The 19,019-nt window shown below is 64.1% G+C and carries 17 protein-coding genes; 13 read left to right on the top strand and 4 right to left on the bottom strand.

Annotation, left to right across the window (positions count from 1 at the left end; all coding sequences use genetic code 11):
• The first annotated feature begins 53 nt into the window (after positions 1–53).
• A complete protein-coding gene (locus tag O0881_RS05895; protein ID WP_289910565.1) occupies positions 54–959 on the top strand; it encodes a LysR family transcriptional regulator in 906 nt (301 codons plus the stop codon).
• A 110-nt stretch (positions 960–1,069) separates the two neighbouring features.
• Here O0881_RS05895 and O0881_RS05890 read toward each other — a convergent pair whose 3' ends face one another.
• From O0881_RS05890 to O0881_RS05880, 3 genes are all read right to left on the bottom strand, one after another.
• Positions 1,070–2,515 (bottom strand): MFS transporter, encoded by a 1,446-nt coding sequence (locus O0881_RS05890; protein WP_289910564.1) that lies wholly within the window; start codon positions 2,513–2,515, stop codon positions 1,070–1,072.
• Between the two features lie 160 nt (positions 2,516–2,675).
• A complete protein-coding gene (locus O0881_RS05885; protein WP_289910563.1) occupies positions 2,676–4,502 on the bottom strand; it encodes a virulence factor in 1,827 nt (608 codons plus the stop codon).
• Positions 4,503–4,641: 139 nt separating this feature from the next.
• A complete protein-coding gene (locus tag O0881_RS05880; protein WP_289897409.1) occupies positions 4,642–5,499 on the bottom strand; it encodes an MBL fold metallo-hydrolase in 858 nt (285 codons plus the stop codon).
• A 177-nt stretch (positions 5,500–5,676) separates the two neighbouring features.
• Between O0881_RS05880 and O0881_RS05875 the strand changes: the two genes are divergently transcribed.
• From O0881_RS05875 to O0881_RS05845, 7 genes are all read left to right on the top strand, one after another.
• Positions 5,677–5,913 (top strand): hypothetical protein, encoded by a 237-nt coding sequence (locus O0881_RS05875; protein WP_099667425.1) that lies wholly within the window; start codon positions 5,677–5,679, stop codon positions 5,911–5,913.
• A 122-nt stretch (positions 5,914–6,035) separates the two neighbouring features.
• The gene (locus O0881_RS05870) at positions 6,036–6,284 is read left to right on the top strand and encodes a hypothetical protein (RefSeq protein WP_034783948.1); all 249 of its coding nucleotides are present in this window, start codon (positions 6,036–6,038) and stop codon (positions 6,282–6,284) included.
• Between the two features lie 360 nt (positions 6,285–6,644).
• Entirely contained in the window at positions 6,645–7,532 is an 888-nt protein-coding gene (gene prpB / locus O0881_RS05865; protein ID WP_034783951.1) for a methylisocitrate lyase, read from the top strand.
• A 78-nt stretch (positions 7,533–7,610) separates the two neighbouring features.
• The gene (gene prpC / locus O0881_RS05860) at positions 7,611–8,765 is read left to right on the top strand and encodes a 2-methylcitrate synthase (RefSeq protein WP_251348232.1); all 1,155 of its coding nucleotides are present in this window, start codon (positions 7,611–7,613) and stop codon (positions 8,763–8,765) included.
• Between the two features lie 11 nt (positions 8,766–8,776).
• The gene (gene acnD, locus O0881_RS05855) at positions 8,777–11,371 is read left to right on the top strand and encodes a Fe/S-dependent 2-methylisocitrate dehydratase AcnD (protein WP_289910562.1); all 2,595 of its coding nucleotides are present in this window, start codon (positions 8,777–8,779) and stop codon (positions 11,369–11,371) included.
• 59 nt (positions 11,372–11,430) lie between these two features.
• Entirely contained in the window at positions 11,431–12,636 is a 1,206-nt protein-coding gene (gene prpF, locus O0881_RS05850; protein ID WP_289910561.1) for a 2-methylaconitate cis-trans isomerase PrpF, read from the top strand.
• 142 nt (positions 12,637–12,778) lie between these two features.
• Positions 12,779–14,665: a propionate--CoA ligase gene (locus tag O0881_RS05845; protein WP_289910560.1), complete on the top strand. Its 1,887-nt coding sequence runs from the start codon at positions 12,779–12,781 to the stop codon at positions 14,663–14,665.
• Positions 14,666–14,709: 44 nt separating this feature from the next.
• Here the strand turns inward: O0881_RS05845 and O0881_RS05840 are convergent, their stop codons facing one another.
• On the bottom strand, positions 14,710–15,423 hold the full coding sequence (locus O0881_RS05840) for a S24 family peptidase (RefSeq protein ID WP_289910559.1): 714 nt from the start codon (positions 15,421–15,423) through the stop codon (positions 14,710–14,712).
• Positions 15,424–15,572: 149 nt separating this feature from the next.
• On the opposite strand from O0881_RS05840, the gene O0881_RS05835 reads away from it, so the two are divergent.
• The 5 genes from O0881_RS05835 to O0881_RS05815 all read left to right on the top strand — a co-directional run bounded on the left by O0881_RS05835 (position 15,573) and on the right by O0881_RS05815 (position 18,953).
• A complete protein-coding gene (locus tag O0881_RS05835; protein WP_099667432.1) occupies positions 15,573–15,983 on the top strand; it encodes a hypothetical protein in 411 nt (136 codons plus the stop codon).
• 24 nt (positions 15,984–16,007) lie between these two features.
• Entirely contained in the window at positions 16,008–16,550 is a 543-nt protein-coding gene (locus tag O0881_RS05830) for a hypothetical protein (protein ID WP_289897415.1), read from the top strand.
• Between the two features lie 334 nt (positions 16,551–16,884).
• A complete protein-coding gene (locus O0881_RS05825; RefSeq protein WP_289910558.1) occupies positions 16,885–18,090 on the top strand; it encodes a phage tail tube protein in 1,206 nt (401 codons plus the stop codon).
• A 75-nt stretch (positions 18,091–18,165) separates the two neighbouring features.
• Complete coding sequence (locus O0881_RS05820) at positions 18,166–18,609, top strand: hypothetical protein (RefSeq protein ID WP_289910557.1); 444 nt, start codon at positions 18,166–18,168, stop codon at positions 18,607–18,609.
• A 140-nt stretch (positions 18,610–18,749) separates the two neighbouring features.
• Positions 18,750–18,953, top strand: a complete 204-nt coding sequence (locus O0881_RS05815; protein WP_289904549.1) for a hypothetical protein — start codon at positions 18,750–18,752, stop codon at positions 18,951–18,953.
• Positions 18,954–19,019 lie beyond the last annotated feature (66 nt).

The raw sequence follows: 19,019 nt of genomic DNA, 5'->3' as shown, positions 1-19,019 counted from the left end.
CCAGTGCTGGCGCCGGCAACTTGGCGCCAGCAATGCATGCCAAGGTAAACACCATGTCGCTACCCGATCTGAATCTGTTGATCACCCTCGATGTCCTGCTGGCCGAAGGCAGCGTCACGCGCGCGGCGCGGCGCTTGCGTTTGAGTCCATCGGCCATGAGCCGCGCCCTGGCGCGCCTGCGCGAGACGACGGGCGATCCGCTGCTGGTGCGCGCCGGGCGTGAACTGGTGCCCACGCCGCGCGCGCTGGAGCTGCGCGCAAGAGTCGCCCCCCTGCTGGGCGAAGTGCTGGCCGTACTGGGACCGGCGCAGCAGCTGGATCCGCGCCAGCTGGCGCAAACGTTTACGCTGCGTTCGAGCGACGGTTTCGTGGAAAATTTCGGCCCGGCGCTGCTCGCGCATATCGGCGCGCAAGCGCCAGGCGTGCGTCTGCGTTTCGTGCAAAAGCTCGACCGCGAAAGCGTGCAGCTGCGCGAGGGCAGCATCGACCTGGAAACGGGCGTGATCGGCAGCCTCACCAGCCCGGAAGTGCGCACGCGCAGGCTGTTCGGCGACCGTTTCGTGGGCGTGGTGCGCAGCGGCCATCCACTGGCGCAGGGCGACATCAGCGCCGAGCGCTATGCGACCGGCCGGCATGTGCTGGTGGCGCGGCGCGACCAGGAGACGGGGCCGATGGACGACGCGCTGGCCGCGCTGGGATTGCAGCGCACGATCGCCAGCATCGTCGGCGGCTTCACGGCGGCGCTGGCGCTGGCCGCCGGCTCCGACCTGATCGCCACTGTGCCGGAACGGCATACGGGCAATCTGCGCGCCGGCATGTTCAGCTTTGCGCTGCCGCTGCGCATGCCCGACCTGACCGTGTCGCTGATGTGGCATCCGCGCATGGATGCCGACCCCGCCCACCGCTGGCTGCGCGGCTGCGTGGTCGACGCTTGCGCGGCCCGGATCAACGCCGGCTGACGCCGCCGGCGCGCCAGCTCAGGGCCAGCAGCAACCGGACAGGGTGGCGCCGCAGGCCAGGGCCAGCAGCAACAGAGGGACAGGCAGGGATGGGATTGCACGGGTGCGTATCATGCGGGGTCTCCAGTTTTGCTCAGGGTGCGGCCAAGCACGAAAATGACCAGCGCGGCGAGTATCAGCGCGCTGGCCACGCCAAAGGTGGCGTGCATGCTGCCGATCATGGCGGCTGGCCGGGCGCTGGCGATATCGCCGGCGCCGGCAGCGAAGACGGCGCCCATCACGGAGGCGCCCGTGACGAGTCCCAGATTGCGCGACAGATTGAGCATGCCGGAAATGACGCCGCGCTGCTCGGCAGCGATATCGCCCATGACTGCCGTATTGTTGGCTGCCTGGAACAGCGCATAGCTGGCCGTGAGCAGCATGATGGGCGCGACGTAGCCGGGAATGCCCAGGCTGGCGGGCAGCAGGGCCAGCGCCAGGCAGGCGGCCGCCGCGCCGCACAGGCCCGCGCCGCCCATGCGCTGCGCGCCGTAGCGGTCCACCAGCCAGCCGGACGGCACGCCGCAGAACGCCGCCACCAGCGGCCCCGCCGCCAGCACCATGCCGGTAACGGCCGTGCCTAAACCTAGGCCGCGTGCCAGGTAGAAGGGGCCGACTACCAGGGTGGACATCATCACCGTCGCGACCAGCATGCTGGTCGCCAGGCCGGCGCTGAGCATGGGCGCGCGCAGCATGGCCAGGCGTATCAGCGGCGCCGGCGCCTTCAGCTCGACCCGGACGAACAGGATGGCGCCGACGCAGGCGGCCAGCAGCAGCGCTGCGTTGCGCACGCCGAAATGGCCGCGGCCCAGGGTCATGGCCAGCGCATAGGCACCCAGGGTCAGCGCCAGCAGCGCAGTGCCGCGGTGGTCGAAGACGGGCCGTTTGGCGTGCGCGTCGCGCTGGTCCGCCGGCAGGTAGCGCCAGGCCAGCAGCAGCGCCAGGCCGGCCAGCGGCACGTTGACGAGGAAAATGGCTTGCCAGCCGAAGCGCGCGATCAGCAGGCCGCCCAGCGCGGGGCCCAGCGTGGTGCCGACGGCGGACATGGTGCCGAGCAGGCCCATGGCACTGCCCGTCCTGGCCTTGGGGACGGTGCTGCCGACCAGGGCCATGGTCAGCGCCATCATGACGGACGCGCCCAGGCCTTGCAGGGCGCGCGCGGCAACCAGCAGCCACAAGGTGGGCGCCAGCGCGCACAGGATGGAAGCTAGGGCAAACAGCGCGATGCCGGCCAGCAGCAGGCGGCGCCGGCCGACCATGTCGCCGAGGCGCCCCACGCTGACGATCAGGGCGGTGATGGCCAGCAGATAGGCGAGCACGATCCATTGCACGTCCTGGAACGGTGCCTGCAGGGCCCTGGCCATGTCGGGCAGGCCGACGTTGGCGATGCTGGTGCCCAGCGCGGGCAGCAGCATCGCCAGGGACAGGCTGGCAAGCGCGCCGCGCACGGGCATCGTGGCGTTGCCGGCCTGGGACGCCTGCTGGTTGGGTGGAGCGGGTTTTGACGGTGCATGCATGGCGTGGCTGATCCTCGAATGGGGTCATTACATGGTATCGAGGGATCTGGTATGGCGGAAGGCGCATCATTTGCATTGTGTTGTTGCGTTGGACGCCATGTATGCGGCGCGGCCGGGCCGCCGGGAAGGTCGCTGCGCGCCGGTGGCCAGTACTTGGACTTTATTTCGAGTAACCCTGCAAACTGTCCGCCGTGTCATGCCGGATGCCCCACCACGGCAAATACGCATTGTTTTCGCCGCGCGCGCGGAACCACGGTTTGTCGTGGGCGATGGGCCGCACCGTCGCTGGCGGCAAGACCAGCACGCCCGTGACGCCGTCAGGATCGCTGGTGCCCGCCACCAGCACGGGCTTGCCGACGTGGTTCGCATGGGCGATACCCAGGGCGACATTGGTCAGCGCCGTGCCTGCGCCCATTTCCCCCAGCAGGGCCGGCGTATTGAAGGTCTGCGGCAGGAAGTCGAATCCCGATACTTCCAGGGTCAGCGCTTGCGCCAGCTGGCCCAGACGGTCGGATGACGAGGGCAGGGTCTTGCTGGCGTCGTGGATGACGTAGCCGATGTCTTCTTCCGTCTTGCCGCCATGGCGCGACGCTTCGGCAAACACGGCCTGCCATGCCTGCACGGCGCGCGGCGGCTTGTCCTTGCCCGCTTCAAAATCGGCCACCTTGCGCGTGGCCGGATAAGCTATCCACGCCAGCGCCGCGCGCTCCGTCTTGTAATCGGGGCCGGCCAGCACCAGCAGCACCAGGTTTTCATTGATCTGCATGGTCTTCGGCCGGCTCGGCGCATCCCAGTTCATCACCCACACGGTTTCCTTCGGATGCGTTTCCAGGTAGGCCAGCGCGGCTTTCAGGGCGGTAAAACCCGCGTTGTTGCCGCCCAGGGTGATGCGCACGTCGGGCGGGGTGGCGCGGGTCCAGAGGGTGGGGAAGTGGGTGTTGCCGATGCTGAAGGTGTCGGTGATGGTTTGTTGCGTGAATTGGTGTACTTCTGCCGGATCGAATTTTCCGTCAGGCAGGGCATATTCCACGCGGATGCCTGCCAGTTCGCGCCAGTTCTGTTTTTGATCCTTGGGGTAGACGTGGTAGAAGTAGGTGGGGCTGGAATAATAAATATCGTGAAAATTGGTCATCAGTTCGAGTAGATATTTATGGTGATAGCCCTTGAACGTTTCCCTTCCATTGATATCGTGGGCAATGGGGGCGACTGCCTGCAAGGTACTGAAACCCCTGGGATCCGTCCTGACCATATCGTCATTCTTGTTGGGTTTGGCCAGGCCAAGCGTCCAGAGCAGTTGCCACTCGGTGGGATAGTCGCGTCGTTGCAGAGGGTTGAGCCACTGCAGGCCCACGACCTGTGCCCGGAAGGGAGCTTGGACAGTGGTTGTTGGGAGACCGTCTTCTTTCTGCGCCGGCTTCACGGCGCAGGCTGTCAATAGCGCAAACATGGAGAAGGCGGCGAGCGTGGGCAGCGCGAGGAACTGTTTCATGAAGTCTCCAGGTGAATGGACATGCTGGTGATCGGCATAGCCCGACCAGATGGACCAACATGTCAGGAAAATGACGCAGAGAAACGTGGCGAAGGCCCAGGCCAGTCGCTGGCGCGGCGTGGCAATGAACTTATGCACCGTCAGTCCTCGGCGCAAAGTTGGTGGATGCAGGAAGGTGGTGGCGTTGCGCTTGGGATTGAGGAAGCCGTCATCCGTCAATTCGCGCGCGTAGGTGGCGGCCTGCATCTGTCCGGCCGCCGGGCCCGGGATCGCCAGATCCTCGTCGCGTCGCTTCAGGCGCGCCTTCAGACCGGCGCACAGCCCTTGTTCGGCCTGCTCATACCATTCGCCGTCGGAATTGACGCCATGCACGAAGATGACGATGCTGGGACGGGGCAGGCGCGTGACGGCCTGGAGCAGCGCATGGCTGAACAAGGTTGTGCCTTCGGCTTCGGCGAGCAGGATGCAATTGCCAGCTAGCGTAGGGTCGGGCGACATGCGGGCGCTCCGTCAACGTTAAAGATGAAAAGCGGCGCCCAAGCGAACTCAGGCAATCTGCACTGTATGCGGATTGCCTGAGGTGGGAATTGCGTGGTGTCAAGAAAGGAAGCGCGGCGGGCGGGGAATGCCGGGGAAATCAGATCGCGTTCAGCGGTATTTTGAGGTAGCGCACGCCATTGTCTTCCGGCTCGGGCAGCTTGCCCGCGTTGATGTTGACCTGGATGGCGGGCAGGATCAATGTCGGCATGTCCAGGGTGGCGTCGCGGCTGGTGCGCATGGCCACGAATTGTTCTTCCGTGATGCCGTCGCGCAAGTGGATGTTGCCTGCGCGCTGTTCGGCCACCGTCACTTCCCAGCGCGGCGCGCGGCCATTGGGCGGGTAGTCGTGACACATGAACAGCCGTGTCTGCGGCGGCAGCGAAAGCAAACGCTGCGCGGAGCGGTACAGCAGCGCAGCGGAGCCGCCGGGAAAGTCGCAGCGGGCCGAGCCCACGTCCGGCATGAACAGGGTGTCGCCGACAAACACGGCGTCGCCGATCTGGTATGCCAGGTCGGCCGGCGTGTGGCCGGGCACGTGCAGCGCGCGCACTTCCAATGCGCCGATATGGAATACCTGGTCGGGCGCGAACAGCTGGTCGAACTGCGAGCCGTCGGCCTTGGCCGCACCCTGGTGGTAGACGGCGGCGAAGGCCTGCTGCACCGTCTGGATGGCGGCACCGATGGCCACGTCGCCGCCCAGCTGCTGCTGCAGGTAGGGCGCGGCGGACAGGTGATCGGCATGTGCATGGGTTTCCAGCAGCCAGCGGCACTGCAAGCCGTGTTCGCGCACGAAGGCGATCACCTTGTCGGCCGAAGCGGTGGAGGTGCGGCCCGCCTTGGGATCGTAGTCGAGCACGGAATCGATGATGGCGCAGTCCCGCCCGTCGGCCTCATACACGATATAGGTGACGGTGGCGGTGGCGGGATCGAAGAAAGCTTGGATTTGTGGAGTCATCACGGCGGCAAGGGACGGACAGGGAATGGCATTATATCGCCAGAGTTCGCTAAAAAAATGCTGTAAATTCACATTTAACATGCGAAAAACAGATAAGGGAGCAGGCATGCGGCCGTTACAGCCGTGCGCACCCCGGCGCTTGCAGCATGGTAACCTCATTCTTCCAAGGAGGAATTCATGAACGATATCACTGCACGCAGCGAACAGTACCGCGGTTTTACGATTTCCGTGACCCCGCAAAAGGATAACGACGATTTATGGGATTTTACCTACCGCCTGCAGCGCGAAGGCGAGCCGGAAGCGCAGGCGATCACGCGCAGCCGCACCCTGGGCGGCTACGCGGCCCCCGAAACGGCTTGCACGGCGGGCCTGCAAGTGGCCAGGACGGAAGTCGATAATCTGCTGCGCCCTTGAGCCAGCGTAAATCGTTTAGCCCGAAAGTGAGCCTGACTACGGCTGGCGCGTGAAACACGTCGCTGCCAGCCGCGCTTCATGCTACGATTTCCACTATTGAGTCAGTCACGAAGGAGGCACCCATGGATAGCAGTTCTAAAATTCACTATAAAGGCTGGGAAATCGTTCCCTTGGCCGTGCCCACCACCGACGGCAAATGGTCGGCCAGTTGCGACATCGAGCGCGCCACGGCCGAAGGCCTGGAAGTATTCGAAGGCTCGACCATGCAATTCGTGCGCGACGACGAGGAGGGCGCCATTGCCGCCGCCTGCGAAGAAGCCGTGCGCCAGATCGACAACATCATCGCCAACCCGCTGGTGCGGCTGGCCTAGTTCTTTACTCTTTCAGTGTTCCCGCAGCCGGCATCCGCCGGCTGTTTTTTTTTGCGCGCGACCGGCGGCGCGTGTGCCTGCCCCCATCTTTTCATCTAGCGGTGTTGCATGTTTCAATGCTATGTTTCAAAATGAAATTATGAAACGATAATGAAACATCGAATAGGACAAACGTGACATCGTTGTTCCCTCGCGTCACAGCCCCGGAGCAGTGCTGGCTGGCCCCTTGTCGCTTGTTTTCGCTCTGCCGTCACGTGTTGTTCGCCGCGCCGCGCCGGCCTGGCACGGCATTTGCAATACTGATGCTCATAGCCACTCCGTGAAACATTCGGGACCATCCGAAACCCATAAGGTGAACACATGACTCAATACTCCGCAGGTGCCGCATTCCGCAAGGCCGTCCAGGAAGAATCCCCGTTGCAAGTCGTCGGCGCCATCAACGCCAACCACGCCTTGCTGGCCAAGCGCGCCGGTTACAAGGCCATTTACCTGTCCGGCGGCGGCGTCGCGGCCGGCTCGCTGGGCTTGCCCGACCTGGGCATTTCCAGCCTGGACGACGTGCTGACCGACATCCGCCGCATCACCGACGTGTGCGACCTGCCGCTGCTGGTCGATGCCGACACGGGCTTCGGTTCGTCCGCCTTCAACGTGGCGCGCACGGTGAAATCGATGATCAAGTTCGGCGCGGCCGGCCTGCACATCGAAGACCAGGTGGGCGCCAAGCGCTGCGGCCACCGTCCGGGCAAGGAAATCGTGAGCAAGGAAGAAATGGTCGACCGCATCAAGGCGGCCGTCGATGCGCGCACGGACCCGAACTTCGTCATCATGGCGCGCACCGATGCGCTGGCCGTCGATGGCCTGGAAGCGGCGCTGGAACGCGCCGTCGCCTGCGTCGAAGCGGGCGCCGACATGATCTTCCCGGAAGCCATCACGGACCTGGACATGTACGCCACCTTCGCCAAGGCCGTCAACGTGCCGATTTTGGCCAACATCACGGAATTCGGTTCCACGCCGCTGTTCACCCTGGACGAACTGCGAAGCGCCCACGTGGGCCTGGCCCTGTATCCGCTGTCGGCCTTCCGCGCCATGAACAAGGCGGCGGAAAACGTCTACCAGGCGCTGCGCCGCGACGGCACGCAAAAGAACGTCGTCGACACTATGCAGACGCGCATGGAGCTGTACGAATCGATCAATTACCACGATTTCGAGCAAAAGCTCGATGCGCTGTTCGCCGCGCAAAAGAAATAAGTAAAGAAAAGAGAAGCAGGGGCCGCATGCCGGCCCCGCAGTGATGCAACCGAGACTAGTCAATTTTTGGAGAAATCAATGAACGCACCGCAAGCCGCCACTTTCAAGCCTAAAAAATCCGTCGCCCTGTCCGGCGTCACCGCCGGCAACACGGCGCTGTGCTCGGTCGGCAAGACCGGCAACGATTTGCACTACCGCGGCTATGACATCCTGGACGTGGCCGACAGCTGCGAGTTCGAGGAGATCGCCTACCTGCTGGTGCACGGCAAGCTGCCGACAGCCGCCGAACTGAAAGGCTACAAGGCCAAGTTGAAATCCCTGCGCGGCTTGCCGTCGGCAGTGAAACTGGCGCTGGAAGCGCTGCCGGCCGCCGCCCACCCGATGGACGTGATGCGCACGGGCGTGTCCGTGCTGGGCTGCACCCTGCCGGAGAAGGACGACCATAACGCCCCGGGCGCGCGCGACATCGCCGACCGCCTGATGGCGTCGTTCGGTTCCATGCTGCTGTACTGGTACCACTACAGCCATAACGGCAAGCGCATCGAAGTGGAAACGGACGACGACTCGATCGGCGGCCACTTCCTGCACCTGCTGCACGGCGAAAAACCGTCGGCGTCGTGGGAAAAAGCCATGCACACGTCGCTGATCCTGTACGCGGAACACGAATTCAACGCCTCGACCTTCACCAGTCGCGTGATCGCCGGCACGGGTTCGGACATCCATTCCGCCATCACGGGCGCCATCGGCGCGCTGCGCGGCCCGAAACACGGCGGCGCGAACGAAGTGGCGCTGGATATCCAGAAACGCTACGACAACGCCGACGAAGCGGAAGCGGACATCCGCGAACGCGTGGCCAACAAGGAAGTGGTGATCGGCTTCGGCCACCCCGTCTACACGATTTCGGACCCGCGCAATAAAGTCATCAAGGAAGTGGCCCGTTCGCTGTCGCAGGAAGCCGGTTCCACGAAAATGTTCGACATCGCCGAGCGCCTGGAGACGGTCATGTGGGAAATCAAGAACATGTTCCCGAACCTGGACTGGTTCTCGGCCGTGTCGTACCACATGATGGGCGTGCCGACGGCGATGTTTACGCCGCTGTTCGTCATCTCGCGTACCTCGGGCTGGGCTGCCCACATCATCGAGCAGCGCATCGACAACAAGATCATCCGCCCGAGCGCCAATTACGTGGGCCCGGAAGACCTGGAATTCGTGCCGATCAAGGACCGCAAATAATGAACTCCAACATGAATACGCTTTACCGCAAGCCCTTGCCAGGCACCCAGCTAGACTACTTCGACACGCGTGCCGCCGTCGATGCGATCCAGCCAGGCGCCTACGCCACCTTGCCCTACACCTCGCGCGTGCTGGCCGAAAACCTGGTGCGCCGCTGCGATCCGGCCACCCTGAACGCGTCCCTGAGCCAATTCATCGAACGCCGCCGCGACCTCGATTTCCCATGGTTCCCCGCGCGCGTCGTCTGCCATGACATCCTGGGCCAGACGGCCCTGGTCGACCTGGCCGGCCTGCGCGACGCCATCGCGGCCCAGGGCGGCGACCCGGCCCTCGTCAACCCCGTCGTGCCGACACAGCTGGTGGTCGACCACTCGCTGGCCGTCGAATGCGGCGGTTTCGACCCCGACGCCTTCGCCAAGAACCGCGCCATCGAAGACCGCCGCAACGAAGACCGTTTCGACTTCATCGACTGGACCAAGAAGGCCTTCAAGAACGTCGACGTGATTCCGCCGGGCAACGGCATCTTGCACCAGATCAATCTTGAGCGCATGTCGCCCGTGATCCAGGTGCAAAATGGTGTAGCCTATCCCGATACGCTGGTGGGCACGGATTCGCACACGCCGATGGTCGATGCGCTGGGCGTGATCGCCATCGGCGTGGGCGGCCTGGAAGCGGAAAGCGTGATGCTGGGCCGCGCCTCGTGGATGCGCCTGCCGGACATCATCGGCGTCAAGCTGACGGGAAAACCGCAGCCGGGCATCACGGCCACCGACACGGTGCTGGCGCTGACGGAATTTTTGCGCAAGCAGAAGGTCGTCTCGTCCTACCTGGAATTCTTTGGCGAAGGCGCGTCGCATCTGACCCTGGGCGACCGCGCCACGATTTCCAACATGGCGCCGGAGTTTGGCGCCACGGCCGCCATGTTCTACATCGACGCGCAAACCATCAAGTATTTGAAACTGACGGGCCGCGACGACGAACTGGTGAAACTGGTGGAGCTGTACGCCAAAGAGACGGGCTTGTGGGCCGACAGCCTGGTGGACGCGCAGTACGAGCGCGTCTTGAGCTTCGACCTGTCGTCCGTCGTGCGCAATATTGCCGGTCCGTCGAATCCGCACAACCGCGTGCCGACGTCGGAGCTGGCCGCGCGCGGGATTTCCTGCGTAGTGGAAAACGAACCGGGCAAGATGCCGGACGGCGCCGTCATCATCGCGGCCATCACCAGCTGCACCAACACGAACAATCCGCGCAACATGATCGCCGCCGGTTTGATCGCGCGCAATGCGAACCGCCTGGGCTTGACCCGCAAGCCGTGGGTGAAATCGTCGCTGGCACCCGGCTCGAAAACCGTGGAGCTGTATCTGCAGGAAGCGGGCCTGATGCCGGAGCTTGAAACATTGGGCTTCGGTGTGGTGGCATTCGCTTGTACCTCGTGCAACGGCATGTCGGGCGCGCTCGACCCCGTGATCCAGGACGAAGTGGTGTCGCGCGACCTGTACGCCACGGCCGTCTTGTCGGGCAACCGCAACTTCGACGGCCGCATCCACCCGTACGCGAAACAGGCGTTCCTCGCTTCGCCGCCTCTGGTGGTGGCTTACGCGATCGCCGGCACCATCCGCTTCGATATCGAGAAGGATGTGCTGGGCCATGATGCGGATGGCAAGCCGATTCTGCTCAAGGATATCTGGCCGTCGGACGAGGAAATCGACGCCATCGTCGCTGCCAGCGTCAAGCCGGAGCAGTTCCGCAAGGTGTACATTCCGATGTTCGCCGCGCAGGCGGACGATGGCATCAAGGTCAGCCCCCTGTACGACTGGCGTCCGCAGACGACATACATCCGCCGCCCGCCGTACTGGGAAGGCGCGCTGGCTGGCGCGCGCCCCTTGAAAGGCATGCGTCCGCTGGCCGTCCTGGGCGACAACATCACCACCGACCACCTGTCGCCATCGAACGCCATCATGCTCGACAGCGCGGCCGGAGAATACCTGGCGAAGATGGGCTTGCCCGAGGAAGACTTCAATTCCTACGCCACGCACCGGGGCGACCACCTGACGGCGCAGCGCGCCACGTTTGCCAATCCGACCCTGAAAAACGAGATGGTAATCGAGGACGGCAAGGTGAAAGCGGGTTCGCTCACGCGCATCGAGCCGGAAGGCAAGATCTCGCGCATGTGGGAAGCCATCGAGGTGTACATGGAGCGCAAGCAGCCATTGATCATCATCGCCGGCGCCGACTATGGCCAGGGCTCCTCGCGCGACTGGGCCGCCAAGGGCGTACGCCTGGCCGGTGTGGAAGCCATCGTGGCCGAAGGTTTCGAACGCATCCACCGTACCAACCTGGTGGGCATGGGCGTCTTGCCGCTGGAATTTTTGGCTGGCGTGAACCGCAAGACCCTGGGCCTGGACGGCAGCGAAACCTATGACGTCGTCGGCGAGCGCACGCCGCGCTCCACCTTGACCTTGCTGATCCACCGCAAGAACGGCGAAACGGTCGAAGTGCCTGTCACCTGCCGCCTCGATACGGCGGAAGAGGTGTCGATCTACGAGGCGGGCGGCGTTCTTCAGCGCTTCGCGCAGGATTTCCTCGAGTCGACCAAGGCAGCGTAAGCAGTTCGTCATTCACCGGGTGGCGCGCAGGCGCGCTGCCCGGCTTTTCAGGAAACCTTATGACCCACGTACCCCAAATCAAAATCCCCGCCACCTACATGCGCGGCGGCACCAGCAAGGGCGTGTTTTTCCGCCTGCAGGATTTGCCGGCCAGCGCGCAAGTGCCGGGCGCCGCGCGCGATGCGCTGCTGCTGCGCGTGATCGGCAGCCCCGACCCGTATGGCAAGCAGATTGACGGCATGGGCGGCGCCACGTCCAGCACCAGCAAGACGGTGATCCTGGCAAAAAGCGCCAAGCTTGACCACGACGTCGACTACCTGTTCGGCCAGGTCTCCATCGACAAGCCATTTGTCGACTGGAGCGGCAATTGCGGCAACCTGTCGGCCGCCGTCGGCTCGTTCGCCATCGCCAGCGGCCTGGTGGATCCCGCGCGCGTGCCTGCAAACGGCATCGCCACGGTGCGCATCTGGCAAGCCAATATCGGCAAGACCATCATCGCCCACGTGCCCATGACGCATGGCGAAGTGCAGGAAACGGGCGACTTCGAACTCGATGGCGTGACTTTCCCGGCCGCCGAAGTGAAACTGGAATTCCTCGATCCGGCGGCAGACGAGGAGGGCGGCGATGGGGCCAGCTCGGCTATGTTTCCTACCGGCAACCTTGTCGATGACCTGGACGTACCCGGCATCGGTGTTTTAAAGGTCACGATGATCAACGCCGGCATCCCGACGATTTTTGTCGATGCGGACGCCATCGGCTACACGGGCACGGAACTGCAGGACGCCATCAATGGCGATCCGGTGGCGCTGGCCCGCTTCGAAACCATCCGCGCGCATGGCGCCTTGCGCATGGGACTCATCGCGCATCTCGATGAAGCGGCGAAACGCCAGCACACGCCGAAGGTGGCCTTTGTCGCCAGGCCTGCCGGCTATGTCTCGTCCAGCGGCAAGCAGGTGGCAGCGGGCGAGATCGACTTGCTGGTGCGCGCCATGTCGATGGGTAAATTACATCACGCCATGATGGGCACGGCCGCTGTCGCCATCGGCACGGCGGCGGCCATTCCCGGCACCCTGGTCAACCTGGCGGCGGGCGGCGGTCCCCGCAATTCGGTGCGCTTCGGCCACCCGTCCGGCACCCTGATGGTGGGCGCGGAAGCGGCGTTGGCCGATGGCGTGTGGAGCGTCACCAAGGCCATCATGAGCCGCAGCGCGCGCGTGCTGATGGAAGGGACTGTGCGCATTCCTGGCGACGCCTCTAGCGCATAACCCGCCCAGGCCGGACCGCAACTGGTCCGGCCGATACCTGCCCTGCAAGTGGCGGCACGGAGCGGAGGGTGCTTGCGCGAACAGATCACCAGAACAGGAACGAGCAGCAACTACAACAGATTGCAAGCCTACCGGAGGAGACATGAATTTCGCAGCATTTTATCAACGCTCGATCGACACGCCTGACGTTTTCTGGCGCGAGGAAGCGGACAAGATAGCCTGGCATGCCCCGTTTTCGCAAGTGCTCGATTATTCCCGCCCGCCGTTCGCCAAGTGGTTTGTCGGCGGCACCACCAATCTGTGTCATAACGCCGTCGACCGCTGGGTGGAAAGCCAGGGCGATGCGGCCGCGCTGATCGCCATTTCCACCGAAACGAATACCGAGCGCAGCTACAGCTTTCGCGAACTGCAGCGCGAAGTGGAGCGCTGCGCCGCCATCCTGCTGTCGCTGGGCGTGGTCAAGGGCGACCGCGTCCTGATCTACATGCCGATGATCGCCGAGGCGGCGTTCGCCATGCTCGCTTGCGCGCGCATCGGCGCCGTGCATTCCGTGGTGTTCGGCGGCTTTGCCGCCAATAGCCTGGCCAGCCGCATCGACGATGCGCAGCCCAAATTGGTGTTTTCCGCCGATGCCGGTTCGCGCAATGGCAAGGCGATTGCCTACAAACCGCTGCTCGACGAAGCCATCCGCATCGCCGCGCACAAGCCGCAGCGGGTGTTGCTGGTCGACCGCCAACTGGTGCCGATGGAACTGACGCCGGGCCGGGACGTCGATTACGCTGCCCTGCGCGAGCAGCACCTGGATGCGCAGGTGCCCGTCACCTGGCTCGAATCGAACGAACCGTCGTATGTGCTCTACACCTCGGGCACGACGGGCAAGCCGAAAGGCGTGCAGCGCGACGTGGGCGGCTATGCGGTGGCGCTGGCGTCGTCGATGCAGTACACATTTTGCGGCAAGCCCGGCGAAACCTTCTTTGCCACCTCGGATATCGGCTGGGTGGTGGGCCATTCCTACATCGTGTATGGCCCGCTGATCGCCGGCATGGCCACCATCCTGTACGAGGGTTTGCCCATCTGTCCCGATGCGGGCATCTGGTGGAGCATCGTTGAAAAATACAAGGTCACGCGCATGTTCTCGGCGCCGACGGCCATCCGCGTGCTGCGCAAGCACCCGGTGGAACTGATGCGTAAATACGACCTGTCGTCATTGAAGGCGCTGTACCTGGCGGGCGAGCCGCTCGATGAAACCACGTCGCAATGGATCGCCGACGAACTGAAAGTGGACATCATCGACAACTACTGGCAGACGGAGACGGGCTGGCCGATCCTCTCGGTGGCCAAGGGTGTTGCCAACACGCCCACGCGCCTGGGCAGCCCCGGCCTGGCCATGTACGGTTACCAGGTCAAGCTGCTCAACGAGGCGACGGGCGAAGAGTGCGGCGCCAACGAGAAGGGCGTGCTGGTGCTGGAAGGCCCGTTGCCGCCCGGTTGCATGCAGACGGTCTACGGCGACGATGCGCGCTTCGTCGACACCTACTGGTCCACCTTCAGCGAACGGCAAGTGTATTCCACCTTCGACTGGGGCGTGCGCGACGCGGATGGCTATTACTTCATTTTGGGCCGCACCGACGACGTGATCAACGTGGCTGGCCATCGCCTGGGTACGCGCGAAATCGAGGAAAGCATCACCAGTCACCCGAACGTGTCGGAAGTGGCGGTGGTGGGCGTGGAAGACAAGCTCAAAGGCCAGGTGGCGATGGCTTTCGTGATCCTGAAGGACCCGCGGGGCTTCGACAGCGTCGAGGCGAAAGCGCTGCTGGAGCGTGAAGTGATGGCCGTCGTCGACCGCCAGCTGGGCGCCGTGGCGCGGCCGGCGCGCGTGCTGTTCGTGCAGCAGTTGCCGAAGACGCGCTCGGGCAAATTGCTGCGCCGTTCGATCCAGGCCATCTGCGAAGGCCGCAGCCCGGGCGACCTGACGTCGATGGACGATCCGGCATCGCTGCAGCAGATCCAGGCGGCGCTGGCGTAAGCGCCCTGCCGTGAGCGAAGTTTATCGTTTGATAAACTTCGCTTTCAAATCCGGTCGCTTTCCTTGCGCACGACCCTGCCGACGATCAGGCATTCATTGCCGCGGCACAGCTTGCGGTGGTATTTGCGCTGGTCCGGGTTGTCCGACGTCAGCCACCATTCGCCGATATCGCGCGCCATGCGCTTGACCACCGGTTCGCCTTCGTAATTGATGGCAAACACGATGCCATCTGCCGGCCGGTTGTCGGCCGTATTGATGATCACCACGTCGTCCTCGTACAGGGCCGGTTCCATGCTCTCGCCCTTGACCTTGATCGCCACCAGTTTTTCCGGATGGTAGCCATTGCGCTCGACCCAGCTGCGCGGCACGCTGATGGTGCTGCCGTCGTGCGTTTCCGGTTCGATGGCAAAGCCCGTGATGCCGGCCGACAGGCGCAGTTTTACCTTGCGGATCGGATAAAAGCGTTCATCCTCGCCATCTTCCACGACCACCGGCTGCACGCCGGCCAGCGCGCGTGCCGTCAGCGCCGCCTGATCGGGCGCCGCGCCCTGATCGAAATACATGCTGTCCAGTTGCAGGTCCGCTTCCAGCTTGCGCGCGATCTTTTCGCTGAAGGCGCGCCCCTCGCGGTAGGTGGGCGAGAGGATTTGCGAGATGCGCGCCTCGCTCCAGCCGCTGACGTCGGAAATCTTCTTGCGCGTGTTGTCGTAGTGCTCGCGGATCAGGGCCAGCAGGCGGTCGCGTCTGTATTGATACATATTCATCTCCACATTAAACCTGAAATTTACCGTTTGATAAATTACCAAATGCTTGACTTTAACATTAGCGATTGATAAAGTCCACTCGTTGCCTGTCGCAAACGCACTACAGCGTTTGCCGGCGGGCAGCACCACGGGAGGTCAGGCAGATGTTGAACAGCAGTCAGTTGGTTGAAAGCAGGACGGCGCCACGGCAGGGGCGCCAATTACAGGGACGCAGCAAGAAGTCGCAGCTGCATATCGCCCGCATCGCGCAGTACATCCGCGAGCAGGGCCAGGCCAGCGCGGCGCAATTGTCCGCCTTGCTGGGACTCGATGCGGGCACCATGAGCCGCTATCTGCGCCACATGTGCGGCCTGGGACAGATCCACCTGGCGCAGCGCCATTGCACGGAGCCGGGGCGCCAGCGGCCCGCCCTGTACGCGCTGGGGGAACAGGACGACGACGTCGATGGCTGGGCCGAATTGCCGCCGCAAGTGCGCCGCACGGCCAGCTGGGTACGCGGCGCGGCGCGCCGCGATCCGCTGGTGGCGGCCCTGTTTGGCCCGGCGGGTAACTGAAACAAGAATCAACGAGGAGAAATCATGGGGTTTGCAGAAAAATTCATCGCATCGCTGTCGTCGCAGAACCTGCGCGACGATGCCGTCCACCACGACCTGGACGTGATCGCGGCCGCCGCGCTGGCCGGCGACATGGGCGCCTTGCTGTGCCGCGTCAAATACGCGGACGGCACCGTCAGCCGTCTGTTCGAAGGCAATGCGGGCAACCTGGCCCAATTGCTGCGCGCCTGGACGGCGGCCGTGACGCAGAAGGGCCGCGCGCGGCGCTGGGTCAAGGCGCAGACGGCCTGGGATGCGCAGGCGGCCAACACCTTGTACCGCCGCGTGGCCGAAGCGTCGCTCGCGCATTGGCTCGACAGCAAATGCAAGGTCTGCCACGGCACTGGCGTCGTCGCTGCCATGCAGGCCGGCGCGCCGCTCGTCTGCCAGGCTTGCCGCGGCGCCGGCGAAGCGGCCATCAGCTGCTCCGGCGGCTTCGAGCTCGAACGCATCAAGGACATGGTCAGCGAACTGGAAGCCATCTTCCAGTCGCACGGCGCCCGCGCCATGCGCCGCCTCGGCCACTGACAAATTTTTTGCAATATGCCTGGCGCTGAAAAAAACGCCCCTACAATAGAGTCTCGATCACGCAGCAACGGCAACACAGCTAACACCCGCAGTACATCACATGCTTCTCCACTCGTAATAGACGCGCTTTCGGCGCGACACCGATAGGGGAAATCAGCGCAGCGAACGGCCTTCATGGCCCCTTCGCCCACCTTCCGTCCGGCATGGCCCCGCGCCATCCGGACGCCAGCCCGCCGCCTCACCGCGTGCGGGCTTTTTCGTTTCACCTTCCATTTTTCAGTTTCTTCCACAAGGCCGCCCCGGCGGTTTTCACCCCACGAAAGGTTTTACAACTATGGCATCGACAGCAAACGGCATCGACAGCTTGATCGTTATCAGCAAACAAAGCGCCGAAGGCAGCAAGGCCGCCGCCGGCGGCGGCCAGATTTACCCCCGCGTCACGGCCACTTTCGACACGGAAGCGGACAAATACGCAAGCGCCGAAATCGACGCCAGCCAGCAGCAGGGCGATACCCGCCTGGGCAACTTCCGCACCACGGGCGCCATCAAGGCCGAAGCGGCGTGCGGCACGTATGCGCCGCTGATGGCTGCGCTGCTGCGCCGCGACTTCACGGCCGGCGGCGTGGCTGCCGCGCAAACCACGATCGCCGCCGCCGCCACCGGCCTGACGCGCAGCGCCGGTTCCTGGCTGGCGGAAGGTTTCCGTGCCGGCAGCGTGGTGCGCATCACCGGTATGACGGCGCCCGCCGCTGCCAACAACGCGAAGAATTTCTTCGTCACGTCGGTGACGGCCACCAACCTGAATGGCCAGTTCATGGACGGCTCGGCGATGATCGTCAAGGCGGCCGGCGACTCGGTCGGCGTGACGGCGGTCGGCAAGCGCAGTTTCACCCCGTTGACGGGCCACACCACCGACTGGTTCACGGCCGAAGTGCAGGATCCGAAGATCGGCGTGCACCGCAGCTTCGTCGACCAGCTGGTCAGCAAGATGGATATCGCCGTGCAGCCGAACGGCATCACCAGCCTGGACTTCACCCTGATGGGCAAGGCGGAAGGCCCGACCACGGCCGTGCCGTACTTCCCCACGCCGCTGGCCGCGCCGGGCACCGGTAAATTTTCGGGCGCCACGGCGATGCTGTCCGTGAACGGCATCCCGTCGCAGATCTGCACCGGCATGTCCGTCTCGCTGGACGGCCAGGTCAAGGTCGACCCGGTGATCGGCTCGAAGTATGCCACGGCCGCCTCGCGCGGCAAGGTAATGGGTTCGGGCCAGTTCACGGTGCTGCTGCAGGATGCCACCTACCTCGACTACTTCAAGTCCGAGACGGAAATCCCGCTGGCCTACGCCATGGCGTCGGGCACGGCGCCCACCGCCGACGTGCTGGCACTGGCCATGGGCCGCATCAAGATCACCTCGGCCAAGATCGACGACGGCGAGAAGAACAAGATCGTCACCTGCGCCTTCGACGTCCTGCGCTACAAGGGCGCCGACGCGCAGCACGAAGCGACCACCTTGAGCATCCAGGACAGCGCGCTGTAATCGGCTGACGCTTGCACCGGGGCCGCCATCGTGGCGGCCCTTTTACTTTTTATCTTGATCAAGAAAGCAGCACACATGAACAACGCACAAAAAATCCAGGCAGGTTTCGACATTGGAAATATCCACGCGGCTGCCACTCCCGTCACCTTCGACGTGCCCGTCATCTTCGACGCGGATGGCGAAGCGGTGGCCGGCCTGACCATCGTCGGCAAGAACAGCGAGCAATATCGCCTGGCCAACAACGCCGTGCGCGCCGAAGGCTATAAAAAATCGGCGCGTCGCAAGACGGCCATCGACGCCTCCACCGACGAAGGCGCGGAACTGCTGGTGCAAGCCATCGATGGCAACCAGAAGCGCCTGGCCCTGGCCGTGGTCACGGGCTGGTACGGCTTCACCAGCAACGGTGCGCCCGCGCCGCTCGATGCCGCGCTGCTGGAAGCGGCCTTTGAAAAATACCCGACCTGGCAGGAAAAGGTCACCACGGCGCTGGAAAACGAGTCGAATTTTTTGAAACTCTGACGGCCAGCCTGCTGCGCTACGCCGGGCACCAGTTCGAGCGCGGCGCGAGGGCGGCCGATGGGCATGCCAAGGGCGAGCATATCGACGCGGCCCGGCGCCATCCGCTGTACCGCGCGCCGCCCGAGGAGGCGGTGCCACCCATGCCGTTCGAACTGACCCACGTGTGGGAGTGGTTCGCGCAATTGAACCGCAAGCGCCAGAACGGCATGGCCGTCAACCCCATCGCCAGCACGGAAATCCTCGCCTGGCAGGCGCGCCACGGCATCGCCATCGAACCGTTCGAGCACCAACTGCTGGACCAACTCGACGCGCTGTTCCTGTCGCACCAGCATGCGGCGGGCTGACCCGCATTTTTCAACCCGGCCGCCATGCGCGGCTTTTTTTATGGGCCAATCATGCCAGAGATAACA

The sequence above is a fragment of the Janthinobacterium sp. SUN100 genome (assembly GCF_030397705.1).
In the GTDB taxonomy this organism is placed as follows: domain Bacteria; phylum Pseudomonadota; class Gammaproteobacteria; order Burkholderiales; family Burkholderiaceae_D; genus Janthinobacterium; species Janthinobacterium kumbetense.
This window is presented reverse-complemented; position numbering and strand designations above follow the sequence as displayed.

What these genes read in the sequence shown, in the direction of transcription:
- O0881_RS05875 (WP_099667425.1), top strand. Translation starts at nt 5,677, where the DNA reads ATGAACGATATCACTGCACGCAGCGAACAGTACCGCGGTTTTACGATT.
- acnD (WP_289910562.1), top strand. Translation starts at nt 8,777, where the DNA reads ATGAATACGCTTTACCGCAAGCCCTTGCCAGGCACCCAGCTAGACTAC.
- prpC (WP_251348232.1), top strand. Translation starts at nt 7,611, where the DNA reads ATGAACGCACCGCAAGCCGCCACTTTCAAGCCTAAAAAATCCGTCGCC.
- O0881_RS05845 (WP_289910560.1), top strand. Translation starts at nt 12,779, where the DNA reads ATGAATTTCGCAGCATTTTATCAACGCTCGATCGACACGCCTGACGTT.
- O0881_RS05840 (WP_289910559.1), bottom strand. Translation starts at nt 15,423, where the DNA reads ATGTATCAATACAGACGCGACCGCCTGCTGGCCCTGATCCGCGAGCAC.
- prpB (WP_034783951.1), top strand. Translation starts at nt 6,645, where the DNA reads ATGACTCAATACTCCGCAGGTGCCGCATTCCGCAAGGCCGTCCAGGAA.
- O0881_RS05870 (WP_034783948.1), top strand. Translation starts at nt 6,036, where the DNA reads ATGGATAGCAGTTCTAAAATTCACTATAAAGGCTGGGAAATCGTTCCC.
- O0881_RS05815 (WP_289904549.1), top strand. Translation starts at nt 18,750, where the DNA reads ATGCCGTTCGAACTGACCCACGTGTGGGAGTGGTTCGCGCAATTGAAC.
- O0881_RS05830 (WP_289897415.1), top strand. Translation starts at nt 16,008, where the DNA reads ATGGGGTTTGCAGAAAAATTCATCGCATCGCTGTCGTCGCAGAACCTG.
- O0881_RS05880 (WP_289897409.1), bottom strand. Translation starts at nt 5,499, where the DNA reads ATGACTCCACAAATCCAAGCTTTCTTCGATCCCGCCACCGCCACCGTC.
- prpF (WP_289910561.1), top strand. Translation starts at nt 11,431, where the DNA reads ATGACCCACGTACCCCAAATCAAAATCCCCGCCACCTACATGCGCGGC.
- O0881_RS05895 (WP_289910565.1), top strand. Translation starts at nt 54, where the DNA reads ATGTCGCTACCCGATCTGAATCTGTTGATCACCCTCGATGTCCTGCTG.
- O0881_RS05885 (WP_289910563.1), bottom strand. Translation starts at nt 4,502, where the DNA reads ATGTCGCCCGACCCTACGCTAGCTGGCAATTGCATCCTGCTCGCCGAA.
- O0881_RS05825 (WP_289910558.1), top strand. Translation starts at nt 16,885, where the DNA reads ATGGCATCGACAGCAAACGGCATCGACAGCTTGATCGTTATCAGCAAA.
- O0881_RS05890 (WP_289910564.1), bottom strand. Translation starts at nt 2,515, where the DNA reads ATGCATGCACCGTCAAAACCCGCTCCACCCAACCAGCAGGCGTCCCAG.
- O0881_RS05820 (WP_289910557.1), top strand. Translation starts at nt 18,166, where the DNA reads ATGAACAACGCACAAAAAATCCAGGCAGGTTTCGACATTGGAAATATC.
- O0881_RS05835 (WP_099667432.1), top strand. Translation starts at nt 15,573, where the DNA reads ATGTTGAACAGCAGTCAGTTGGTTGAAAGCAGGACGGCGCCACGGCAG.